At 49.7% G+C, this 24,571-nt stretch carries 13 protein-coding genes; 4 read left to right on the forward strand and 9 right to left on the reverse strand.

Annotated elements, in window-relative coordinates:
- Positions 1–324: 324 nt before the first annotated feature.
- Positions 325–2,373 (reverse strand): hypothetical protein, encoded by a 2,049-nt coding sequence (locus RBB63_RS17230; protein WP_309386229.1) that lies wholly within the window; start codon positions 2,371–2,373, stop codon positions 325–327.
- 222 nt (positions 2,374–2,595) lie between these two features.
- On the opposite strand from RBB63_RS17230, the gene RBB63_RS17235 reads away from it, so the two are divergent.
- The 3 genes from RBB63_RS17235 (at position 2,596) to RBB63_RS17245 (ending at position 6,672) form a co-directional block, all read left to right on the forward strand.
- Entirely contained in the window at positions 2,596–3,372 is a 777-nt protein-coding gene (locus tag RBB63_RS17235) for a hypothetical protein (protein ID WP_309386230.1), read from the forward strand.
- A gap of 68 nt (positions 3,373–3,440) precedes the next feature.
- Positions 3,441–5,261 (forward strand): sialate O-acetylesterase, encoded by a 1,821-nt coding sequence (locus RBB63_RS17240; protein WP_309386231.1) that lies wholly within the window; start codon positions 3,441–3,443, stop codon positions 5,259–5,261.
- Position 5,262: 1 nt separating this feature from the next.
- Complete coding sequence (locus tag RBB63_RS17245) at positions 5,263–6,672, forward strand: GDSL-type esterase/lipase family protein (RefSeq protein ID WP_309386233.1); 1,410 nt, start codon at positions 5,263–5,265, stop codon at positions 6,670–6,672.
- Between the two features lie 293 nt (positions 6,673–6,965).
- Here the strand turns inward: RBB63_RS17245 and RBB63_RS17250 are convergent, their stop codons facing one another.
- From RBB63_RS17250 to RBB63_RS17265, 4 genes are read right to left on the reverse strand one after another with little or no spacing between them, the layout of a single operon-like run.
- Positions 6,966–7,685, reverse strand: coding sequence for a hypothetical protein (locus RBB63_RS17250; RefSeq protein ID WP_309386234.1), 720 nt, complete (start codon positions 7,683–7,685; stop codon positions 6,966–6,968).
- 17 nt (positions 7,686–7,702) lie between these two features.
- A complete protein-coding gene (locus RBB63_RS17255) occupies positions 7,703–9,565 on the reverse strand; it encodes a hypothetical protein (RefSeq protein WP_309386235.1) in 1,863 nt (620 codons plus the stop codon).
- Positions 9,492–11,219 carry a hypothetical protein gene (locus RBB63_RS17260; protein WP_309386236.1) on the reverse strand — a complete coding sequence of 576 codons (1,728 nt, stop codon included), beginning with the start codon at positions 11,217–11,219 and terminating at the stop codon, positions 9,492–9,494. The genes RBB63_RS17255 and RBB63_RS17260 overlap by 74 nt, the downstream gene beginning before the upstream one ends.
- A gap of 7 nt (positions 11,220–11,226) precedes the next feature.
- Entirely contained in the window at positions 11,227–15,132 is a 3,906-nt protein-coding gene (locus RBB63_RS17265; RefSeq protein ID WP_309386237.1) for a type 1 glutamine amidotransferase family protein, read from the reverse strand.
- A gap of 271 nt (positions 15,133–15,403) precedes the next feature.
- Between RBB63_RS17265 and RBB63_RS17270 the strand changes: the two genes are divergently transcribed.
- Complete coding sequence (locus RBB63_RS17270) at positions 15,404–16,543, forward strand: GntR family transcriptional regulator (protein ID WP_309386238.1); 1,140 nt, start codon at positions 15,404–15,406, stop codon at positions 16,541–16,543.
- 143 nt (positions 16,544–16,686) lie between these two features.
- On the opposite strand, the gene RBB63_RS17275 is transcribed toward RBB63_RS17270, so the two are convergent.
- The 4 genes from RBB63_RS17275 to RBB63_RS17290 form a co-directional block, all read right to left on the reverse strand.
- Entirely contained in the window at positions 16,687–19,020 is a 2,334-nt protein-coding gene (locus RBB63_RS17275) for a right-handed parallel beta-helix repeat-containing protein (protein ID WP_309386239.1), read from the reverse strand.
- A gap of 408 nt (positions 19,021–19,428) precedes the next feature.
- A complete protein-coding gene (locus RBB63_RS17280) occupies positions 19,429–21,120 on the reverse strand; it encodes a glycoside hydrolase family 3 protein (protein ID WP_309386240.1) in 1,692 nt (563 codons plus the stop codon).
- Between the two features lie 37 nt (positions 21,121–21,157).
- Positions 21,158–22,330, reverse strand: coding sequence for a Gfo/Idh/MocA family protein (locus RBB63_RS17285; protein WP_309386241.1), 1,173 nt, complete (start codon positions 22,328–22,330; stop codon positions 21,158–21,160).
- A 28-nt stretch (positions 22,331–22,358) separates the two neighbouring features.
- Complete coding sequence (locus RBB63_RS17290; protein ID WP_309386242.1) at positions 22,359–24,485, reverse strand: GDSL-type esterase/lipase family protein; 2,127 nt, start codon at positions 24,483–24,485, stop codon at positions 22,359–22,361.
- Positions 24,486–24,571: the final 86 nt, after the last annotated feature.

The following is a 24,571-nucleotide window of genomic DNA, read 5'->3' on the forward strand; positions in this document are numbered from 1 at the left end:
GGAGACGGAACCTGTGGATTGTCAATTGAAGTTGACCGCGATTTCGCTACATGATTTCCATCACCATTGGCCTTTTCGATCACTTTGGGCTCCAATTATCTATGTTACCAACTGCACCTCCACTTCTTCACGATGATAGTTGAGCAGATAGCCCACCGCGCCGTTCACTTTTACAAATAGCAGTAGTTTTAATAGGCTTGTAGGGCCTTTTTGAAAAAGGAATCAGGTTGTCCAATCCTTGGTGATTACGCTCATGGTGGTAGCGCTCAAGGTACTGATCAACCCCCGGCAAAGCGACCTTTCGACCTATCTGATTTCATTGATTCATTTGTCTAAATCTATATCAGCATCCCCGATCGCCCAGGGCCAGGGCGCCTGCACGCAACGCAGATGCTCCCAGGGAAAATGATGAGGCACCGAATCGCGCGGCTTTCCAAGTAGTGGAATTTCAGATACATCCGGCCCAGGCGCTGATGCTTCCCATGCGGGCCACTCGACCAGCATCCGATTGATCTCCGCAAAACGTGGCTCCGGGCTACCCGGCGTCCAGGAAGTTTCCATTTCCAACTCAGGTCGCGCATCCGACACATCACGACAGTAACGCACACGACGCGTAGTCCAAAAGTAATCTTCAATCCTCGCTCGGCTCAACTCTCGCGCAAAAGCCTCTAGTGAAGCGTAATCGTCCACACTGGCATGCTCTGCAATAAAACCGCCGTATACATCGGCACAATCCTGCATGCTGAAAGTGCGGGCTTCCCCATCATAGAAGGTGCTTCTAATCACTTCGTAACCATTAATCTGCTCCAGAGTAATCGTCGGCTCTCCCATTGTTCGCGTATAGACCAAAGGACGAATTCCAATCAGGAGACGCCCACGCCGACACACAATCCATTGCCCCCGTGGCACTACCCCACTCCAGTCATCACGTGACTCTGCTCCCACATAAAGTTCATCCGCTCCTCCAAACTTCGCAGAAAAACAAACGAGCTCACTCAGTTTTCTCACTCCATAGGGCGCTTGACCATCCAATCCACTGAGAGAGTAATGTGGATGAGAGAGCAACATTGCCGTGCTCTTTGACTGAAGTGTATACTGATTGGCCCAGGAAACTAAATTGTCCTGCTCACCACCATTTGTATACTCAGGGTCTTCTGGCGCAAACTCGCCCGGTGTCCCGTCATTCAATAGCATTTTAGAAAACACGGTGCCGACATCCTTTAAGCCATCTAAGTTATCATCAGAATTTCGGCGATAAGTAACAAAGTAAGCGGCCGGTTGAACTCCATTCAAAAAGGAGACACTCGACGTCCCCAAAGAAAAGTCCGTCTCCTGATAAGTCTGCAAACGATTTTGACACCCTGGATAACCTCCAGAAACAATCGGTCCTGCTTCGGAGGTTGAAACACAATCAAAGGGATAAGTCTTTTCAGTAAACAAGCGCTTCGTCGCATCACTGAGATGATACTCTCCCGCAGCCAGCCAACACATTTGAGCGATATTAAAAGGCTGGTTTCCTCGGTTGTGTAATACCATCTGCTCATCCGGTTCGAACAAACGCATTGGTGACATTTTCGAACAATCTCCCAAAACAAACCAAAGTAGCGACGAGGCTAAAGTCACTTGTCCCAATAAATCAACCGTATAGGCCCGTGAATAAGGACCGGCTAGCATGCCGGTCTCCTTATGAAAACGAGCGGCCAGATCCAACCAGAGTCGCGCTTCAATATCGACTGCCAGTTGACGGGCTTCGCCATTTTGCGCATGACCAGCAATTTCGGCCATCGCATGCAATGAAAGCGGCGAATAGGTCGGTGAGTTGTATTCGCTGTTGATTCCACGTCGCGTAAGCTGCGCAGCGAACTGCCGTAAACTCCACAGTCCATGCTCCACCGCTTCAGGGTTCCCCAGCATCTCGCCACCAAGAATCAATCCCATGGCAGCCTTCGACGGCATATTGTCATTGAAGCCATGAAATTGATAATCCGGCGCCCGATTACCCGCCCAAGTGGCAAAACCATCACGCACCATCGCCTCTAGTTTGGACGCCACCGGCGCAGACAACTGTGCTCGATAACGCAGCAATAAGACCAAGGCAATGTTCGTGCTGAATATATTAAAAGTCGACTCGACCGGATACTCTTTCTGGCTGACATCCGTCGTCCCAACTACGAAATCTCCCATTTCTTCTTGGCCCGTTTCAAAATAAGAGAAACTGAGCCAGAGGCGTTCTCGCGCACGCAATGGCCGGGTGGAAACCTTCCAACTACCATCGTCAGCGAACCATTCGCGTCCGACAAGAGCAGCCTGCTCTAGATACTGCGCACAGCGTGACTGCACTTCATTTTCATTTGGGGCCAAAGTCTTAGACATATAAATTTAGCATTCAGAATGAATCTGCCCGCTCCAATAAATTTGAGCTTGCGTTTATAAAAAACAACACACATTCTTTACTGTGTTTACTACCATAATGTCAAACCCCAAAAGGTAATCAAAGAACTCCATGAATAAAATAATTCCACTCCTCGCCTCAGTAGCCTTAGCACACGCAACCTCTGCCGAACTCGTCTTTCAGGCTGATTTCAATGGGCCCGGTTGGGCACCGGTGGCGCCTCGGACATCGTAACACTTGGTGGCACCGGCTCACTAGGTCCAAATGCGTCCGTCTCCGGAGGACAACTTGAAATCCAAGATAACAACACTGGGATCGGCTATGTGACCCTGACGCCCTCCAGCGCAGCGAACGCATTCGATTCGTGGTATACAGAAGATGGAATTGGCCCCGGTCTAGATGAGCTTAACGGAGCATTCGATTTTTTCTTCACCACCGACAGCAATACGGATACGCAACGCAACAGCTACCGTTTTTTAGATTTTTACTTTGGTCCTAGCAATGACTTTAGATTAGCTGTGACTAACAATTCTAGCACCTCGATCAACTTTCAGATTCTAGACTACTCATCTGGCTCCGGTTCCTACATAAATTATCCATCAACCTCAATCACCTATACTCCAGGAACGACATACCATGTTGCTTATGCGATTGAGACTAATGGTAGCGGAGAAGTTATCGGTAAACTGTATCTCTTAGAAGGCGCAAACTCGACCATCGATTCCAGCACACCCATATCCACAAGTAATTTAGGTGTTACAATCGACATAAACACAGATGAGGATACGGACTATGGTTTCCGACTGGGCCTTCTACAAGATGAGACAGACCAGAAGACAGTCAGCTTTGACTCATTCCGCATCTACGACTCCGTCCCGACCGAATTCCCTGGGATTCCTGAACCACAATCAGTGGCGCTCGCCCTTGGGGGCATCTCCTTGCTCGCCGTCTTTGGCTGGAGACGAGCAGCTCGCAAATAGTATCCGTTAATCATTCACGAATCACGCATAGGCATCTTCTTAAGATGCCTATGTTCGTTTAAAACAGCATGATCAAAAAACGACTGAAGACAGAACTGGCATTTCAGGTCTTATTTCTATTTGGATTCCTTCCATTTGTAGCCATCGGCGAAACCACAATCCGACCAGAAAAAGATCTCTTGCGAATCAGCCAAAGCGGTGACCCGTCGATCGAGAGTCAAATCACACGAGACGGTAGCCTAGCCAGTCTCCGCTTTCTGAAACCCAGTGAAATCTACAATCTGATGCCGAATTCGCATCGGCCTGATTTCTTGAAAACCGGCATGGGTCTACCCGATGAGAATCCCCTCGGTGGCTCACGTGGTATCTTCCTCTGGCAGAATGGAGCGGTGCCCCTGCATGAAATTCTAAAACTGGATGATCAGACCATCCGTGCCAGCAGCAACAAAGCTGACTTGGTCTATAACTTCAGTGTCGCGCAGACTGTTCGCATCACTGCGACCAATAAATCCGATTCCCCCATGCTCCTACTCATGGTGATAGACCCGACTGCGGGTGCGGTGCGAGCACCGGACGGCGACTTGGTCAAAACGCCTACCATGCGGTTCTGGCCTCACACCATCTGGTATCAGGATGGAGGCCCTGCCCACTGGAAGATCGAAATAACAGGAGGCGACCGCATCTGGGGATCCGCCCCCGAAGTCGCCACCCCCTGGCGCAACGGACTCTATCAAGTCTGGGAAGCCCAATTAGAGGCGGGTGAGACGCGAGAGATCACGATTCAGGCCAGCCGCCTTAGCAACGAGGCGATTGGGGAATATAAAGCACTCATCCCCGAATCAATCCCCACCCGCCGAACTTCACAGATCGCCTTCCCGCTAGCTCCGCAGGCCAGCGACAGCTCGCTATCGTTGTATTCCCCCAAAGATTACCAGGTCTTCCAGCGGACAACTCAAGAAGAAGGATCCATACAAATAGCAGGTTCCTTGCGTGAAGATTTCGATAAAATCGAAGCACGCATAACGGGAACGTCTGCATTCGGCAACATTCCACAGACATGGCTACCGATGGAAATAGACCATGCAAGTCATGGATTCTCGGCCGACCTAAAGCTTCCCGCCGGTGGATGGTATCAAGTCGAGCTACGCGCGCTGAACAAGGGACAGGTCATCGCCCAGGAAACAATCGAACACGTCGGTATTGGTGAGGTCTTCGTCACGTGTGGCCAATCAAATTCAACGAATTACGGAGCGACTGAAAAGGAGCGCAACCGCACACAGACCGGACTCGTCGCCAGCTTCAGTGGATCCCGCTGGCAGCTCTGCGAGGACCCGCTCCCCGGAAGCTCGGACAGCAGCCAAGGCGGCAGCCCTTGGACCTTCTTTGGCGATCGCATCGCGCGTGAGCAGAATGTGCCCGTTGGAATCGCGATTACCGGACACGGCGGTGCCCCCGTGCAAAACTGGACCCCTGGCTCGTTTCCCTTCCTCTGGGTCATGACACGTATCAATCAGTTCGGACCTCACGGCTTCCGCGCCCTACTTTGGCATCAGGGAGAAAGTAATGTCCGTGGAACAAGTGAGTTTTACTATGACAAGCTCAAGGAAATCATCGAAGCCTCCCGTCAGGTAGCTGGTTGGGACATTCCTTGGATGGTAGCCCAAACGTCCTATCTCAATCCTCGCGACTCTTCCTTTTCCAGCACACGCGATGCACAGGCAAAACTCTGGGCAGAAGGCTTTGCCATGCCCGGTCCCGACACCGATACATTGATCGGCGATGACCGCGACGGCGTTCACCTCAGCACCAGTGGCCTGAAAAAACATGGCGAACGATGGGCCACCTTGGTGAACCAATATTTAGACACAATCTACAACCCCACACATTAAAATGCACCAAACACATAGGCTCTTAAGTGCCTTAGCGCTCTCCCTCATAACCATCACTCAAGCTGCCACTGCGGAAAGCTCGAACCGTTCGACCACACCAAAGATGCAGGACGCCTGGGGCGATCAACATCGCTCGCTCGTTCAAGAAGCGGAGGACAACGCAGACAAGATTCAGATTGTCCTGCTGGGCGACTCCATCACTTGGCGCTGGAGCGGTGGCGCGGGCAAAGGTATCCGCGAAGAACGCTATGACCCGCATGGTGTGATCAACCTAGGCATCAGTGCCGATCGTATCGAGCACGTCCTCTGGCGCTTGGAGAACGGCGAAATGGCTCCATTGAACCCAAAGATGGTCCTCCTGATGATTGGCACCAATAACCTGCACGCCAATAGTGACGAGGAAATCGCCTACGGGGTGTGGAAGGTCGTTGAATACATTCGCAAGCATCACCCGGAAACCCGCGTCTTGGTTCAGGGCATCTTCCCACGCAGTCGCCCCGAAGGTCAAATGGAACGCATTCATACGATTAACGAGTATCTCGCAAAGCTCGATGATGGAGAAATGGTTGAATTCATTGATTTTGGGGAAGGCTTCCTCAACACCGACGGCAGTTTGAACACAACATGGTTTACCGACGGTCTGCATCCTGAAAAACCGGAAGCCTTCAAAGTCTGGGCTGATAGCATTCAACCGATCGTCGAAAAGTGGCTCATTACAGCGCCGATCGCCAACGTCCCAGCACCACGCGCGCCGGTCGCACAGCCTAAAGACATTTCCATTATCGAACCAAAATCTCGCAACGACTGGCTCTACAAATATAACCGATTCGTTAGTGAAACTGAACGCCATGAAGGCCACCTACTCTTCCTCGGCGATACCACCATGTCCAAATGGCAGCGCAGCCTTGATGAGCTATACACGGAACAGTATCGCTCTTACTCTCCCGTTTTCGGTGCCATGTGGAACAACCGCACGGAGAACATCCTCTGGCAATTGCAAAACATGCCAGCGGAGAATCTGGATCCAAAGTTGGTAATCCTGCAATTGCAGGAAAATGTAGTCTCCTACCACACACAGCCCGAGGATGTCGTGGCTGGTGTTGAGGCAATCGTCGATACGCTGAAATCACTCTATCCAGATACAGAGATTCTACTGGAAAGTGCTCTACCGGAGGTTCGCGGTGAGCGCGTACTCGTCTCTGATTCCATCAAAACATACAATCAACTGCTTGAGAAATATGCCCAACAGGATCCCAAGGTCCACTTTCTAAATTTAACGGAGGTTTTCGAAGACGAACCCGCACAGTTCATCCCTAACCGCGTCAAGCAGACCGTTGAAGCCTATAGCAAATGGGGCGATGCCCGGGCACCGTTTGTGGAACAGGTGATGTCGAACGGTCATTCTCACTAATTGATTCGTCCTCTTCAATCGAGCCCACGAGCCAACCTTCGACAAGCCCAGGCCGACAAAGAAGCCTGTCCTACATCATCAAGGCAAATTCCGCCATATTCGAATCTTGCATCGGCGGAGAAACGGCACGACTCGTCATTTGAGATAGAAGGCTTTGGCTCCCAGTTAATCTCCAATCCACAACGCCCAAATGGCACGAAATGGCCTATGAGGACACCTTGGAGAGCAAAAGGTGCCAATGGACTTGGAGGACGAACTTCTCCCAATACACTACGCTATCCGCGCAAAGGCCCTTAGCGGGTCCCCTTCTCGGAAATCGTTTTCATCTTCAGATAGGGACGGCGCGCATTTACCACATCAGTGAGAAAAACTAACGACCGCTTATTGGAATGATACATCCAGGCAGTATTGATTTTAGGCTCCCACTGATCATCGATTTTCATACTAAAATGAACTCGCATGTCCGCTTGATCATTCGAAGGAGATCGGATCAGCTTCGTTTGCTTACCGGGGATCACGAGTTTTTCATCACCAAGGATACAGCCCACTTCGTGCTGGCTTAAATTAATAATTCTGAAAGAGCCCAACGGGAAAACGCCAAGATCATGGTTCATCACCAGTGTATTCAATTGCATTGAGTTAGGCGAATTCAAATCACCGGAGCTCGATGGCATTTCCGTAAACAGAAAAAGAACCTCCTTTAATTGAGGATCCAAGTAAGCCTGTGCAACTCGCTCTCGAATAACTGTACCCGGTTCGAGCCCCGGCTTTTCTCGAAAAAAGACAATTGGATTTGGTCCCGTGTAAAGATACGGACCATTCATATGAGATTGCCCCACCCGAACCGTCTCCACGTGTTCGCCATTAAGGTATTGGATGCCATTAGCCTTAATCGTATCCCAAGCCAGAGTGCTGAAACGGATAGATATCTCATTCTCATCCGTATCGGCACTCAACTGCGCGCCGATCATGACCAACACTGCGATCAATAGAAATAAGCTTTTTCGCATCATAAAAATAAAGAATGTTCTTAGTCTAGCCATTGAATCGAACGGATGACAAAGCGTCGACCGAAGTCCAAATTGGTATCACTCGTTAATTGCAATGGGGGCAAGTTCGCATCATCGGCAGGATCAACATACTCCGGTAAGCGCTGAACAATCGCTTCACAACGAGCTGCCGTCGTCTGACCTGTTATAGGATCTTCATAATCCCCATAGGCACGGATCTTGAATGTATCGGACCGTGCGCTCAGCACAGGCCCCAAAGACATCAGTATGTCAGACTGCAGCAGATAGCCAGTGGCAGCCGCAGCAGTAGGACCTGTTGCATGTGACTTGTAAGGATAATTACTGCCTTCCGAATAAGTCACCCCAGGATCCTCAAGGTCGCCTTCAGTCACAACCTCCGTAAAATTGTCATTCACTGTAGTTGCTTCAATTGCAGCCTGTAATGGCCCCATCAAACCGGTATCATCCGTCGACAGACGGCGGTTGACGAAGTCTGCCAGAGAAGTAAACGGCCCTCGTAATTTAACCTGAGCAACAATTGCATGAGCCAGCGCATCAAGCTGAGCATCCGTTAATGACCGGAAGCCTTTCCAGTCATCTGAATTATCTCCTCCCGGAAGTGTCATACGACTGAAAGGCGAAGGCTGTTCTCCAGCGCGACTAACCGAATTGCCATTGAAGTAGGCCACATCGATTCCATTTGCTGCAGCTAGAACCGCTTTCCATGCCTCGACAGAAGTCGAATTCACATTAAACGCGCCATCAACCATGAAATATTCTGCGGATTTCTGGTAAGCGTCTGCGGCGATCTTTGAATCCGCATTCGCATCCAACAAATCACCCAGAACTTCAGATGCAGAAACTCCGTCAAAGATCATTCGGGAATTCGGCAATGCATCTCGGTTTAAATAACGATTCAGCGACGTTTCAAAATCTTCATTCAAATCTTCTCTGGGCGTTAAACTTGAAAAATAATAGTTATCCCAAAGCGCCTCGTTCGCAAAATAGGACCAGTCAACTTGAGTGAAATTTTTGTTCAGCAAACGCTCAGTTACAGAATCACGAGCAATGAATGGACTTCCATAGGAATTCCCAACAACGAAAGCAGGCTCTTGAGCATAACGGGATATGTTGTTTACGTGTTGAAAAGCAGCCAGCGATTGCAAGGGGGCCGTGGGCAACTCAAAAAGCACAACATGCTGCACTCCATTGCGGTTATCCTGTCCCCAGAAACCATTCCCATTTCCCGCATCAACAGCCACAATATCGGCATTCCAGTCGGTAAATGGTCGAATGTTATAGGACCAATTCCCAACAACAGGAAAGTCATATCCGTCGTTATCGCCACCAGTCATTCGCCTGATACTCTGGGCTCTCGGATTATATCGGGCGAGAAATTGAACTGGGTGATTCATATCGATGGTCCCTGAAGGTTTCAGATAAGTATCAATTAAACCCAGTGGATGTCGGAAAGGTCCAGTCCCGTCGACCTCATTGTATTCTGCGATATCTTCGACCAAGCCAAAGTAAGAAGTATCTTCTTCCGGCCAATAAAACTCACGTGCCCCGGTTGGGTTTTGCAGCGTTCCTGAGCTAATATTAAACCCCGAACTCCTTCCATTGGAAGACCAAACTAAATTTGAACTGACTAATAGTTTATCAGAATAACCTCCGGTTGCCCCGCCACCCGACTCACCGGATACTCGGATTTCAGTCCCCGGTTCAACGATCAATTGCTCCGAATCAATTGCGGAATTATCGTCTTCATCAACTGACACCTTTATCTGATCGAAACGAAAATACTTCGCCTCAGCTTCCAAACTTCCGGAATAAGGCGATAGGTTCGCGGTAAATGACTTTTCCAGAACTCCCTGCTTTTTCACCAATCGAATCTACTGTTGAATAAACCTTAACTTGCCCCGGGGCTAATGTGCTTCCTTCCAAATAACAGATCAAACCAGCATAACTGAAATTCTTCGTTTCGTTCGCATCACCCAATTTTAAGTTAATGGTTTGAAGCGCTTCACCTGGTTCCCGATATGAAAACTCCATCGGTAATATTAGGAAATTCCAATTAACATGCATCTGTTCAAAATCTAGCTCAACGTTGTAAGGATTCCAAATCGTGACCACTGGGCTGGCCAGTAAATCAATTCTATATTTATAGTCCGTGCTATCAGGATCAGGAAAGACTTTGACCGCTTGCAAACTTAGAAATAATTGAACCCGCGTAACGACCGGATGAATTTGCATATCAGTCGGACGAGGGACGCGCGTAGTTCCACCTCCGTAGAAATTCGACACATTCATGTCATAGGTTCCGGTGGAGTAAAGAGCTGCGGGCAGACTGTAATTATTACTAGAAGTCCCATCCTGCATCTGAGGAAAAAAAGGACGTGAATCAATGGTATATCGATTCCCCTGCCTTTCGACACCCCTTGGGTGAGCGGTTTTGTAATCCACAAAACGGTCCGGATCATTCTGCAAGTATAAGCGATAATAATTGCGTAACAGATGCCAAGTCGGACCACGGATGCCATCTCCATTCGGCGTATAATCATGCGTAAATAAGTAGCGAATTTCGTGTCCCGTGATTGTCCCATTCACGCCTGGCGCTAACGACTCTCCGCCCGCAGCAAAATTTGTATCAGCATTAAAATCATCCAGATCCATCTCGAAAGCTAAGCTTAGGTCCTGCTTGAGCCCTCCCTCAGCTACATTTGCAAGAACACCTAAACTGGAGGTGGTCAAATCATGTAGTAGAATTGTGGGTAAATCCGCTAAACCGCTTTCTATCAGTGGTAGTTGGTCCAATGTGCTCATACGCTCTATTTGCGATTCAATTGAGCTATCCAGTGGATCCATGTAATCACCAATCACCGACGAATCAGGCAAGGTGATTTTCTCAATACCCGTTCGCTGTCCGGTCATTTGGGAAAAATGGTAATCATTGGCCGCAAGACCACTACTCAAACGGTGCGGATCCGTCAGATTTACTTTGGCTTTCACTCCCTCATCCGCGACCCAGTACGCATAGTGACCATTCCCCCACTGATTATTAATGGACTCGAGCCCAACCACCACTTCATTCGAAGGGTTGGAAGCATCTTCATGCAGCATCACCGGGTTCAGAACTTCACCACCAGGAATTAAATCGTTACCCGATAGATCTTTACCGGAGATCAACCAATCAACTTGAGTTGCTGAGCTGAAAGGCACGAAAGGATCTCGATTCGAAACATCCCAAACTCCTGTCCAGCGACGATGCGTATCATCAGCCAGACCATCCACCAAATCAGCCGTGGCGGTAACTCGCTGGTCAGGCCCTGCGCTCTTCTGTAGTTCGCCTAAGGCAATTTGCAAGCCCAAGAGCGCATTTGATCTCGCAAGAGAAACGTCGTGTTGCACATGAATACTCTGCATTTCCACTCGAACCAATGTCGTCAAAGAAAGGCACAACATTAAGATGAAAGCCATGAGCGAAAGTGCGATGACCAAGGCGAAACCTTGGGATTGATTCGGAGGGGATCTTTTCATGCGCAATTCAAAGGGTAATTGTATAAAAATCTTCTTCAGATGGAACATAGAACTTCAAGCCTACTGAGCGTATTTCTCCGCGAACCGGACCTTCACGCGTCGAAAGCTCAATCATATTGATTTCTCCGAATTTGATCCAAGGGGTCACATCCAGCTCAAAACGATCTTCAATTTGGTGTCGGAATCGCATGACCCAGCGTCCATTCATGAGCACACCAATTATGCCACCAACATCGTGCACGGCAACACGCACACGCTTATCTGAATACTCCTTAGGAATGAAGACCTCGCGACGCAGTTGCATCGCATCATATTTCCCAGGGAGTTCAATTGAAGCATCGTAGAACAAAGAATCCAGACTCGACTCCCAAGCACCAGCCAGATCGATGCTGGCCTCAGGCTCCCGTTGATGCCACAACCATGCCGTGCCCCGCGTTCCCGCAAGCACAGAATCGCTCTGTATTTCTACAGCGAGAACATGCTCGCTACCAGGAGTCAGCGCATTGAATGGATTTGCATTAACGATACCTTTATGACTCCAATCCTGGACCAGTTGGCCATCTAGCCAAATACGTCCCTTGGTGACAAATGTGGATTGCCACCAGGAATGCAGCCCCATTTCAACAAAGCCATCGGTCCAATCTGCTGGAACGGTAAAGCGCTTACGGAGAAGCGCATGGCTAACCTCTGTATATTCCGGAATGGTGCTCCAGGCTCCAAGCATCTCAAGTTCACCCCAAGCAGAATCATCATAGTCAATCGCAAGCATTTCTGCCTCTGGTTCAGAACCATCCGATGGCAGTATCTTCCACGCTTTGCCTAAATCAACTGAATGGGGATGTAGTGGTTCAGCATATTCAGTCATATCCGGTTCAACAGCCGCACGCCACCAATTACGTTGTAACGCAAACCACCGAATCGGTGCTTTTGTAATTTCAGAACGTGGTGTAAGAAAAACACGTGTTTGCATCGGTTCTAAATCAATGGGAATGCCGCCCGATTCTACTTCCATTTGCTGGCCGCGAACAACGTCATATGCCCACTTCGAAATATTCGACTCGGGCAGCTCAATGCGCCCCGACAGCGTCGACTCTTTATGCTGGTTCCAAACCGTCCATACATCATAAAGACCATTATTAGTCACAAAATGTCGAAGTAGCACGTATTGGTTTTCCGGTGACCATTTCGATTCGATCAAATCAACTCCTTGCCATTCAAGCAACTGGCTGAACAAACGTCTTAAATGAACAATACGCTCTGGAAGGGGCCTATCCGCAGGTTCCAAGCGATCAGGCATTTTCGTCTTATCAAATCTACATCCCATCTGGACGATATAACCTTCCCCGAGCGGACGCACCCCAATTGCCACGGAGCCATCTTCCCAGGACATCAATGGTTTCGCGTCAGGAGCGACAGGCTCTAAGGAAAGGCCATAAGCCCGAACACCTTTCCAATCACCGTGAAAAACAGAGGCTCCTTCTGCTGGATACATTCCGGAATCAGACACGCCGAGTTCAGAAACCCGAAATCCGGTCAAACTCGAGATCGGCCATGAATTTGGCCTTTCCGGAGTGTGTCGCCCAGTTTCAACAAAAGTCACAAAGACACCTCCTTGCCGCACATAAGCTTCAATCTCCTCCAGCAGAGTTGCATCCATCACGGAGGTATTCGTATCAATAATGACCTTATACTTCTCGGTGTCACCACCTCTAAAAGAGGTTTCGGCAACGGCATCGCTTTCAACAACACCTCGCATGTAAGCACGCCAATTCCACTCCCAATAGCCCGCATTTAAACGCTTCGCGTCACGTTTCCAAGGGAAGGAGGTATACGTATTTGCGTTGGTGGAATACAACGCGGCCACGTCCGCCTTCGGTGCATTATGTTTCCCCAACAACTTGATTGCAGGGAGGTGTTCTTCGAAATGCGCGCGAATGTCTTCATCCCAGAGAATGTTTCCGATATGAATAAAATAATCAATTCCTTGCAGACCTTCGGTCAGGTAAAGCCCAAGATGCTTTTTAAATCCATCCAAATCTCTGGCGGGGCCTCCTGGCTCCAGACTGAAAGGTAAGCCAGCGCCACGCATCAATGATGGTAAATAATCAGCCCAGAAGGCTCCCATATATCCGGTGTTGTGAAAGTTGGCGCCGTAGTCTTTGGCTAACTCCAGCATTGAGGCTGCGTAGCCATCCGGAGCCATGAGCATGACCTGATGATCGGGAGTCACCTGACGGATCATATTTAAGGATCGCTTAGCAACGTCCACTCGAGACCACTGAGTCCAGTTCATGAAATCCACCCAACGGGCATTAACCTCAGGCTCTAGATCTGGATATTGCTTCGGAGGATGAGACGACAGGTAAATTCGATAAGCAATCATCGCCTGAGGAAGCCTGATTGAAAGTTGATTCTGTCCGGCGACTAACTGATCTGAAACTTCGATAGCGGTCCAATGAGGAAAATGATGCTCTACCTCCTCTTCCGTAATCAATTCGCCATTGAGATACGCCTTCACCACCCCCTTTGTGGCCATATTCAGGTCCCACAGATAGAGCCAGACCTGATCCTTGTGCTTCAACCAGGCCTGTGGTACATCGATTGTTCGACGCAATACCGCCGGACGTTGTTCGATCATCATCACATGATCGGTGGCAGAAGCTTCTAGCTCCCCCCATTCGGAGTCGTCAAAATCGACCGTAAACCATTCATCTGACGCGCCAAGCGTAGGGATATCTTTGCTGTAAGTTTTGTTATTATCGTTTAGCTTGTAGCTGACACCTTCAGGCAAGGATTCATAACGAATTTTCCAAAGACCGGATAAATCCAAAGCCGATTCCCCCCATCCGAGGAAAGAAGCGACTTCTGGCGCCCGAACGTCATCCATGCTGGAATAGTTGGTGCCCCATCGAGCATTCAAACTTTCCACATCCGAATACTCCTTAATTAAATACTCTCGGTAGCTCGCATCAGCCACGGAGCCATATTCCATAAAGATATCATGAGGCCCATGTCTCAGCTCACCATGTGGCTCCAGAATCGTGGTTAAATTGGGATCCTGCACATAGCCTTCAACTGTATGCTTCAAATCACTGAGCTCCTTATGGATCAACCTCTTCGAATTCCAAGATGTGGTTCCAGTGCCCCCTCCCAATGGATCTCCGATCTTGTGATAGTTGCCGGAGAAGTGAGGCATTTTCAGCTGAGTCTCTTCGCGAAACTCGTTTTTCAAATAGCCTATACCTCTTCCACCAGCCATCATGTTTAAACCGATGGGCAAACGTCGATCGCGAGCGGCGCGGCGCGCCCAATCATGATATACCGAATTCGTCATCCCCTCCGCGGTATCGATCGAGTTCATATATTCCCACAGCATAAAGCCCGCACGGTCATTCTTCTCTGCAAACTCAAACTCCTGAAAGAAATCATACGTCTCCACGCTTTCCCCCTTGGGCAGCTCCCATGGCCGATAATAGAAACGAAAGCTAAAGCGATCCCAGCGATCCAACCACATCGGCACCTCAACCTTCGAATCTGAAGACCAATTCTCAAGGCCATTAGGAAAGTCTTTTTCGATCGCCAACTTAAGTGACGCTAACGATTCTGCAGTTAGGATCTGAACCTCACTTGCAGCCTGCAAAACAACGATGCTCCCCTGACTGTCGACCTGCAAGGCATTCAGATTACGGTCATACACGCGGACAACCTGCTCAGATACCCCGGAGATCAAACTGAAATCAGATAGACACTTTGCCTGTAACAATTGGGCCTTCTCAGGAGATTCGCACTCAATCTGCAAAATGGAGTCTTGATCAGTCCCTTGCGCACGCCCGGAAACACCTCCAAATCCACGCAATTCAGTGGGTTCGAAAACTTCGATCCACTGCTCAGCATGGAGCGAGATAAAGGGCATCAAAAGAATGCAATGAAGCGCAATTGCGTTGGCTAAACTTTGCAAAACAAGGGGGGGGCAATAGGAGACCATCTATCTGAAAAAGGACTTACAAACCGAGGCTCCAAACGGTTGATATATGCAAATTGTTTAGCGTCTTTACTAGCGTTTTGTCAATATATCATTTTGACTTTATTGCGTAAAAGCGCAAGTAGTGTAACTTGCAAATGCCCAACTATTTCCTTAAACTAACAAACTCATAACGATACATATCGCCCAAAGCCATTCTTACATGATCGAACAATTTGAAGAGATTAAGCTCGAGCGAGGCGAAGTCGCACACCGTGTCATCACCGAAAACATCAGAAATAAGATTCTGACGGGTAAAATTGCTCCCGGCGCCGAATTCCCTTCAACTGCGCTACTCGCCGAACGCTGGAACACCAGTAACTCAACAGCGCACATTGCCTTAAAGAACTTGGTCAAAGAAGGCCTACTCGAGCGACGCCACGGCTCCGGCACCTTTGTCCGTGAACGCCCACGCGCGCTCAGAACGATCGGTATTTATTTTAGTAAGCCCGACATCTGGTCCAAAGGCCAGTATGGGTTTTATCGCAGCCTACAGGGTTTACTTCAAAAAGAAATCACCCGTCGAGGCTACGAAATCGAAGTCTTTGTCGACCGTCGCGCCGAGAGGGATCAACGCGAGGCACTCCCCGGACTTGTCGAAGCGATCACCAAAGACGAAATTCAAGGCTTGATCATCCCACTGGCAAATGCGGTCAACCTATCGGCGCTGCTCAAGCTACCAGTGGCCACTTCGGTCATCACCGGCGCAAAAGACGTCTCCAACAAGATCAATCTTAATGACCGCAAGTTCTTCCCGAAGCCAATTGCTCATTTAAAGAATAAAGGCTGCCAAACGGTTGGCCTTATCACCAGCGTGCAACAAAGGCAGGATACTGGCAGCCTGCCTATAGAAACCGAATACTTCAGAGATAGCTTCATCAAAGAAGTTGAGCTAAACGGAATGACCACGAAAGAAGCGTGGATCAAACAGCCTCAAACACACACCCACAATCAAACAAAATTTGGCTATATTGCGACGAAGGAGTTATTCAGTTCAGAAGATCTTCCCGATGCGATTATTTGCTATCCGGATATGACCGCCCGCGGCCTGATCACTGCCACGCTCGAGCTAGGCATCCAGAAAAGCCATCAAATACTGTATGTATTACATCAAAGCTTGGGCGTCGAAATGTATTGCCCCTTCAAAGCCACATGGCTGCAAACGGATACGATCAAAACAGCCAATGGATTGATCGACTTAGTCGAAGCCCAATACGACGGAAAGAAAGTGACCCCAATTAGCGCTCCCTTTCGCTTAAAGACCTACGCCTCTCTCATGCATGACGGCCTAGGAGAGGATTGACCACAAAGTGTGAAAGCATCCCTGCTGGCAACCATCCAGTTACCGCAACCGGCTAAATAACTCTTTGCCGATGGCAGAGTCGCAGCTGTTCCCTGAGATCAGGGTTGCAGCTGCGACGCATCTTTTCCCACCTTGTAGAGGAGCTACCGCACTAGCATGCTGGGGCGATTCAGCTCCCAATCCACGCGCCCCAATTCTCGAAGATCAAGAATCGTGTTCGTCAAATCCTTAGGCTTTTGCACACTGCGAATTTCCATCTTTGCAGCATTATGCGGCGACTTTCCGGAACTACCCAAAAGATTAATCTCAAGATCATTTGGCTCAATGACAAGTTCAGGAATATAGAAGAAATTAGCGATTAAGTTTATCGCAGGAGCCTCCCCCTTCACGATAATACCAGGAGATGGATTGCCGGTATGTTGATAAAATTGCGATGCGGCCAAATTCAACTCACCCTCATAATCTCGAAGATGAACAAAACGATCTGTTTTCACAAAGCCAAGCGTGATACGGCCCGGAATATCTCCAGCTTTTCCGGTGAGAACAATTGCCTCCGGCGGGGCTTGCTCAATGTAAAAATCACTGGCGACAAAGGAATGACTGTCTTCAACAAATATACTATGCTTTGAGAGCGTAGCCAAACGCGTCATCACGCCAAGAAACCCATTACCGTTCTGACCACTAGCCCAGAAAGTGCCCTCGTACCCGACAGTGTGAAGAATCGTGGCTTCGCCGGAATTATGAAACTGGAGATTTCCCTCCGTATTATGAATAACCACCTGGTCATGTGCACGCAGACCGTCAAGCTGTAGCCCTAGTTGGAAGGGCAGCTCCAAATACTTTCCGGTCACATACACGGTATGATACTTCACAAATGAGCCTGATTCAGAAGGCAGCTGTCTGATGTCTGCGCCGTCACCGTCGAAGACACCAACCCGACAGTTCCGCACTCGCCAACCTTCATCCCGCTCCTCGATCAGAATCTTTAAAGCGGTGCGCTTCACTCGAAACGTATCAAGCGTCAACTCACCCTCTGGAATAACCCGAATCGCGTCATCGCTAGGCTGACCGTCGAAATAAATCTCACTGTAGATCGTTCCGCCGCCAAAAGAGTAACCACCACCCTCTAGCAGCAATGGCTCAGTGACCCGATATTTGCCGGCTGGCAAATAAGCCATCGAAAGATTACCGTGTTCACGGGCAGCATTGATCGCCGCTTGAATCGCTTGAGTGTCGTCGGCTTTACCATCCCCAACCGCACCGAAATCAACTTTCGCATCAAAATACCGAGTGGGCACCTCAACCGATTTCGGCATAAAGCTCATACTTTCTTCCAAGTGCAAGGGCGATGAGCCTGATATGTCTGTAGTGACATAACTGGACGAATCCGATGTGAAGAGTTGCGCGGCACCCTCTACAGAATTAGCGGCGTGAACGACATGCTGATTCCGACCAGCCTTGATCGCGGTTTGCTTGTCTTGCTCACTGATAAATTGATTGTCGAAGATGAGCATGGGAGCTCCAGCACAGATGATCGCATTTTCGTCTTTCCAATCTATGACCAGACAATTTTCGACCGTAAAGGGTGATACTGTGTTCGTAAATTTAAGGAAGGTCCCGGAACCAACCGAAACCGACCGACGTATACTACTGGAATGCTCTGGATTGGCAAAAACGTCCAAGCTGTTGCTCTCGAAGCGGCTGTTACGGACATAGAAATTACCGTTCTTACACTCAATGCCCATGCGAGAGTTATCTCGAAAAATACAACCATCGAAGGTATAGTTGTAATCGTTGAATTTATTAAAGGTGATACCAGTGCCACAGTTCTCGAAAATCATGTGCTGAAATGCTGTTTCTGCACTGGCGCCACCTGGGTGATCATCGAGATCACCAAACAGAATACCATACTCAGTGAAATTTCGCATGGTCACATAGTCGTGATATAGATGCGTTTCGAAGAGCATCTTCTCCGGCAAGCGATTGTCATGATACATCCCGATACGCGCCTTGCCCGCACCATCAAAGACCAAGCCTTCGATACGATAGTGCAAGATCCCACGCACCCGCAGCATCACCGCTCCGGGCTCTCCGTCGTATTTGAGAATCGTGTCGCGCCCATGACCATAGATCGCAAACCCCATGAGACGCTTTTCGCTGGGATTACCCTCTTGCGACTTCATCAGTAAAAGCTCGCGGGTGATGCGATACTCTCCGGGAGGAAAATAGAGCACACTCCCCTGATGCATTGAATTCAAGAGCTCTTGAATTGCATCCGTATCATCCACAACACCATCACCGATAACACCTCGCTCCTTAACATTGACCCAGTCGCTTGCAGCGACTCTGTCGATCACAGGGATCTCTGCCCGAGCAATGCTCAAGTTAGGATAGAGAATGCCTGATAGGCATAAAAGCACACAAGCAACCTGAAGGTATGCGCAACGAAAATGCATGGGGATGTATTTGGTAATCATTAGGATATATTAGGTAATCAGTCTGTTGTGACTATAAATTCGTTAAGCGAAAAATTGTTGAGCCCAAATCGGCTAGCTTTTGATCGAGTCAGCACAGGGAGCCGATCGAAAATAATTCCCTGATTGAAATGAGCTAAATGCGATTAGACATCCGAGAGCCGCATGGGTGCAGGTAAAAGAGAAAACATGAAGCCAAGTCCTGAAGAGATAAAAGCAAAGATAATCTTATTCTTTTGTCTCTTTACTACCATATTGTCAATTAATAGTTGTGGAAAACTTTCTCAGATATCCACCGATTCAGCGTAAAATGCACGGTGCATCCTATTACAAAATCGACCTCGCACGCCCATAACCTCCCCCATGCGGACAGGCCCGAAGCTCAGGTAAGCCGATATAACCGCCCGACTCTCATTCGAGATAACCGGTGCGTTCGGGAATAGGCTCGAGCTCGACAGGTGATTTCCCGGCGAACGGGATATCCCCGAAGAGCGCCCGGTCAAGTGCATCGATTGTCGTTGAATGCGTATTGTAGGCGTTAACCAGCGTATCCAAATAAGGGTTATCGAAAGTCAAGTAGGCAGTATTCAGCGATATCGTGATCGGCTTCATTGTCTCGACATACTGTTGTGCCCATTGCACTTCGCCGAGTTCTCCTACCGGGCGCACTGTATTCTTCACTTGGTGAATCTGTAACGAATAGACGACGAGATAGGCATCCCAAGTCTTACCGGCCTGCTCCATTTTGTTCACGTCAAGGCAGTTGCCGTTCTTGTGGCGGGTCACTTCCAACCCACGCGCTTCCAGCTTTTCAGCCAACGCATCGATATGCATATCGCTCACATGCTCGGGGATCGCACTGTGTAGAAGAACCGTGCGCACCTTGTCCGCATCGAGAGGCAGCACGTTTTCGCGGTTTCGCACCAAGGTGATACTTTGATCCGCCACTCGCTTCGAGAGCTCAACGGCTTTTTCACGAACTGACGGATCCTCGGTAATCGGCGCAAACTGCTCCGATGCATCAGCCAAGTCCAAGAGACCAAGCTTCTGCTTCAGTTTAAGTATTCGACGCACACTGGCATCCAATCGCTCCACGCTCACGCGGCCCGAGCCGATCGCCCGCTCCATCAGGCCATAGTAATCCTTTTCCGGCCAGAGCATGACGTCATTGCCCGCAATGAACGCCTCAAGCAGACGCTCCTCACGCGGCGCCCAAGCAACAAAACCAGCCATGATCAAGGCATCGGTCACCAGCACCCCCTCAAATCCCATACGCTCGCGCAAAAGCTGCGTCAGGATCGGTTCCGATAATGTAGCCGGACGTGGACGCCCGGACTTAGCTCGAACAGGATCACACCAAGGCAACGCAATATGTCCGGGCATGATGGTCTGCACCCCCCGATCAATAACCGACTGAAAGACGCCACCATGCAGCTCCCACCATTCGGATTCGGTCAGGGAATTGACCGTTGTCGCTAAATGCTGATCCCTGAAATCAACCCCGTCGCCAGGAAAGTGCTTGGCGCACGCGGCCAGACCATGGTCCTGCATCCCCTGAATAACAGCTCCCGCAAGCCTCACAATACGCCCCGCATCATCGCCCATACCACGATTGTTCACGATTGGATTCAGCCAATTCTTTTGCACATCCACCACGGGAGCAAAAGTCCAATTGAAGCCGGCCTCACGCCCTTCCAATGCCGTGTATTTGCCGTACTCGTAAGCCATCTCCTCGTCATCACAGGCCGCCAACGACATCAGCGTGGGAAAACGTGTCTTATCGGCGACCGCTTGCCCTGCTCCCGCTTCGAGGTCACCGGCGACTAACAAAGGTAACCGACTCGCACACTGCACACGCGCGAGCTGTTCGCGCACGGTCGCGGCCCTGCCTTCAGCATGTGTAATAATTTCCCCTCCGCAAAAAACGCTGCCCACAGGATACTCCGCGAGATAGTCTTCCAAGGCTTCCCCCTGATAAAACCGGGAATTCAGTCCAAGTTGCACTGTTTGCCCTATTTTTTCGCGTAAGCTCATCGACTCAATCAGTGCCTCGATCGGGTCTTTGTTCGTATCTTGCGAAGATGTCTTTAGCATATCGTTCATACTATAAAAAGTGGATAACAGGAGTTTAATGTAACGGCTATAGATTGTCCGGAATGGGAACCGTGGTCGGCTTCACCGCCCAAGGTAGATTCAACTCCGAGAAGAGTTTTTGCTGGTCAAATGCCTCACTAAGCATGGTCTCCATATCAGGAAGATACGTAAGCACATCGCCCGGCTGCATCTCTTTCTTTGCTAAAAATTCATTCGGAATGTCTTTCACGCCGACCGCCTGTAGCGCCTCGACACAATGAGTATGCGCACAAACAGCTTCTACGCTGCAAGTTGCTGACACCACCCCTTCAGCCAAACATTTTTCGACGCAGCTTTCCAGTTTGCGCATGTGTGTCGATTCAGGGTTACCGTAATTTTTAGTCGAACCGTCATTACCTTGCGCGACGACATCACCTCCAAGTCGATAGCGAATCTCGGCGCTTTCAAATTGATAAAGGAAGACAGGACCATCGTTTGTTTCGACCGCATGAGTCGTATAAAAATAGATAGGCATCCCATTACTGGTGTCGATTCGGAGGCAAGCGGTATCGTAGTTTTCAATCGGATTCGCTCGGTAGCACTCTGCCGTCACACTGGTAGGCTTAGCAGACAGCTCAAGACTCGGACCAAGTATATAGAGCATGTTTTGGAGGAAATGCGCCGTCGCGTTATTGACCGGGCTATCATAGACAGGCGCCCCCTGGGGATTACGGATTTTACCCGCCCAATTGTTGCGAGTGTAGTAGGACTGAGGACGTGGCCAAGCCACACGCGTGAGGCAGCATTGAGGCAAGCCGTAAGCCCCACTCAGAACATCAGCCTTCAGTCTTTGCATCGTCTCGCTAAAAGACCATTGATAACCGATCTCCAAAAATTTCCCGGATGCATCACGAGCCGCACGCATACGTTCAACATCAGCCGAAGTCGCGGCAATCGGCTTTTCGCAAAGCACATTGATACCCGCCTCCAACAAGGCGCAGGAGTGATCGGCGTGTAGCGAAATCGGCGTAGATACAACAGCCAGATCAACCTCAACTGGTGCACGGAGGAAGTCTTCCAAAGAGGAAAAAACCGGTATGCCCAGCGATTTTAACTCGGGCCAATCCAGTGCACGTTCCGCTCCAGGATCAACAATCGCAACCAGCTCGGCCCGTTGTTCAGCACTGAGTCTTTCCAAGCCTTCGATATAATAATGTCCGTAGCCACCAACTCCGAGCATAAGGACTCGTGCGCATCTACCAGTTCGTCTATTTGAGTTCATTTTGTTTCAGCTTACTGATCAGATAGTCTTCGCAGTTCGCGAATTCGGGATTTTCAACTCCACCATGCTTGAAATCATAATCCATTCCGAGCGCATCGAGTTTCTCAACAAGGATTGCGCCGTAATTTGAGCTGTGCGTCGCATCTTTTTTGTCCGTGCCCTTCTCCGGAACATCGCGATAAAAGAGATACACAGGCGGATCGTCTTTGGTCAGTAAGAAATACGGCGAATACTCGGCAATCCAGTCCATAACATTCTCACGATCAGCAAGGAAACTGCGAATCTCTACGGTAAAGTCGCTGCGATCCCAAACGTAGCCGAAGGCATGACCGCCGTAGGTGGCGTTGGGTGTCCATTCAAGAAGTTGCTTCGGGTCCAAGGTCGTCTGCGCGCTTTCCACGGCGGCACACCAGACACGGGTGGATTCGCGCAGCACCGGATCGCTCGCATCGGGGTCAGCCAAATCGTCATGGAAGGCCAGCCAGAGCGACGTGCAGGCACCCGCCGAACCGCCGGTTAAGCCGATGCGCTCCTTGTTGATATTCCATTCGGCTGCTTTACTGCGGACAAATTGCAGGGCACGTGCCGCATCGTAGAGAGGCACATTGATCGGTGGCTCGGGATAATCGCCTCGCGCTTGAATCGGCCCGCTTCCGCGCTCGCTACCGGTGTCTATGATTGTCTGCGAAAGAAAACGATAATTGATCGCGATATAGGAAATGCCCGCATCGAGAAACGGCTGCGGCTCCGCCACCTTCGACTTATCACCGCCCAACCAGCCACCGCCATGGATGTGAATCACGCAGGGTGTCGGCTTTTCGGATTCCGCCAGCCAGACATCCATCACATTGCGCTCATCCGTGCCGTAGGGCAAATTAGCATAGGTCGGCTTGGGACGTTTGGAAGCGTTCGCATCATTGCCATTGCTTTTATTTAAGAGAACAGAACCTCCGGCCACACAAACACTGTTGAGACGTAGCTCCTCACCGGATTCCAGCAGTGGACGAATTTGCAAAGTGTGAGTTTCATCCGCATTCAATCCGTATGCAAGCAACTGAACCAGGCGCATGTTTCCACTGGCACAATGTGCCTTGTATTCAACAGGTGCACCGCCATCGATGCTGACAGAATAGCGTCCGGACTTCGGTGTGCTTTCCCCAAACAGGAGTACACTCTCGCCTGTAAACTGAACTGTCAGCACCTCCGGTTGATCAGTATCACCCGCTTCGGCGATAGCCAAATCATCCATCCAGCGGGAGCATGTGAAATCGAACGCAATCGCACTGCGGTGTGGCGCGCCAGTCTTCCACCCATTCGGCAAGGAGTCGATTGCAGCTAACGAGAAACGGTCGACTTGCATGTAGTGATCCGGATACAGCGTATCCACCGGCAGTTGACAGACCACAGCATCTTCAACCGCTTTCAAATAAGTCTCCCAAACACATTCAGCATACAGGGCGTATCCTGCATCCCCCGGGTGGGTCGAGTCATTCGGAAGGTCCCAAAGTTCATCGGGTGTCGCACGCGCCTCGTCTACCACAGCCTTACGCATCGATGTGACAACATCCGCAAGAGGCAGGTTATATGCCGCCCCGATCTCCTTATGTATATCGTCCAATGGTCGCACGGATGGCTTAGGCATGATATCCGCCTTAACCGCGAGGATAACTTGGACAACCGGAATATCCGCCTGCAACATGCGCCGTATCAACGACTCATAAGAAGAGAGGCGGTCGTCTTCGGGAACCTTTGAAGCATGATCATTAACCGTAAAATCGAGGAAAACCAAATCCGGTTCGTAAGCCAGCACATCGCGATTCAAACGGAAGGCGCCCAGTTGTGAACCTGTCCCACCGATCGCAGCATCAACAAAGGTAAAATGGGCATTCGGGTAATGATCACGCAACTCCCGTGATACGATAGCCCGATAAGAAGTCTTCAGCGGATCGGTCGCTTGGGCGCCCCATGTCAAGCTACCGCCAAGAAAGGCCACCGTTAGCGTTTCACCACGCTTCGCACGCTGATCGAATTCGGAGAAGGACGGAGATGATTCCGCATTGGCAGCTTTAATAGCAAACATGATGAATAAAATGGAAAAGATGGAATTAATCATATAATGTAAAATTTAGATTTTCCTTAAAGACGAAACGAGGAACTCAACAATCGGCTCGAGTCATATGTCATATCCATAATTCGGAA

Origin of the sequence: Cerasicoccus frondis (assembly GCA_031296915.1) — a bacterium.
In the GTDB taxonomy this organism is placed as follows: Bacteria; Verrucomicrobiota; Verrucomicrobiia; order Opitutales; family Cerasicoccaceae; genus Cerasicoccus; species Cerasicoccus frondis.

Bases quoted from the DNA above. Each gene is read 5' to 3' on its own strand.
- RBB63_RS17230 (WP_309386229.1), bottom strand. From the start codon at position 2,373: ATGTCTAAGACTTTGGCCCCAAATGAAAATGAAGTGCAGTCACGCTGT.
- RBB63_RS17240 (WP_309386231.1), top strand. From the start codon at position 3,441: ATGATCAAAAAACGACTGAAGACAGAACTGGCATTTCAGGTCTTATTT.
- RBB63_RS17245 (WP_309386233.1), top strand. From the start codon at position 5,263: ATGCACCAAACACATAGGCTCTTAAGTGCCTTAGCGCTCTCCCTCATA.
- RBB63_RS17250 (WP_309386234.1), bottom strand. From the start codon at position 7,685: ATGATGCGAAAAAGCTTATTTCTATTGATCGCAGTGTTGGTCATGATC.
- RBB63_RS17260 (WP_309386236.1), bottom strand. From the start codon at position 11,219: ATGAAAAGATCCCCTCCGAATCAATCCCAAGGTTTCGCCTTGGTCATC.
- RBB63_RS17265 (WP_309386237.1), bottom strand. From the start codon at position 15,132: ATGCCCTTTATCTCGCTCCATGCTGAGCAGTGGATCGAAGTTTTCGAA.
- RBB63_RS17270 (WP_309386238.1), top strand. From the start codon at position 15,404: ATGATCGAACAATTTGAAGAGATTAAGCTCGAGCGAGGCGAAGTCGCA.
- RBB63_RS17275 (WP_309386239.1), bottom strand. From the start codon at position 19,020: ATGATTACCAAATACATCCCCATGCATTTTCGTTGCGCATACCTTCAG.
- RBB63_RS17280 (WP_309386240.1), bottom strand. From the start codon at position 21,120: ATGAACGATATGCTAAAGACATCTTCGCAAGATACGAACAAAGACCCG.
- RBB63_RS17285 (WP_309386241.1), bottom strand. From the start codon at position 22,330: ATGCTCGGAGTTGGTGGCTACGGACATTATTATATCGAAGGCTTGGAA.
- RBB63_RS17290 (WP_309386242.1), bottom strand. From the start codon at position 24,485: ATGATTAATTCCATCTTTTCCATTTTATTCATCATGTTTGCTATTAAA.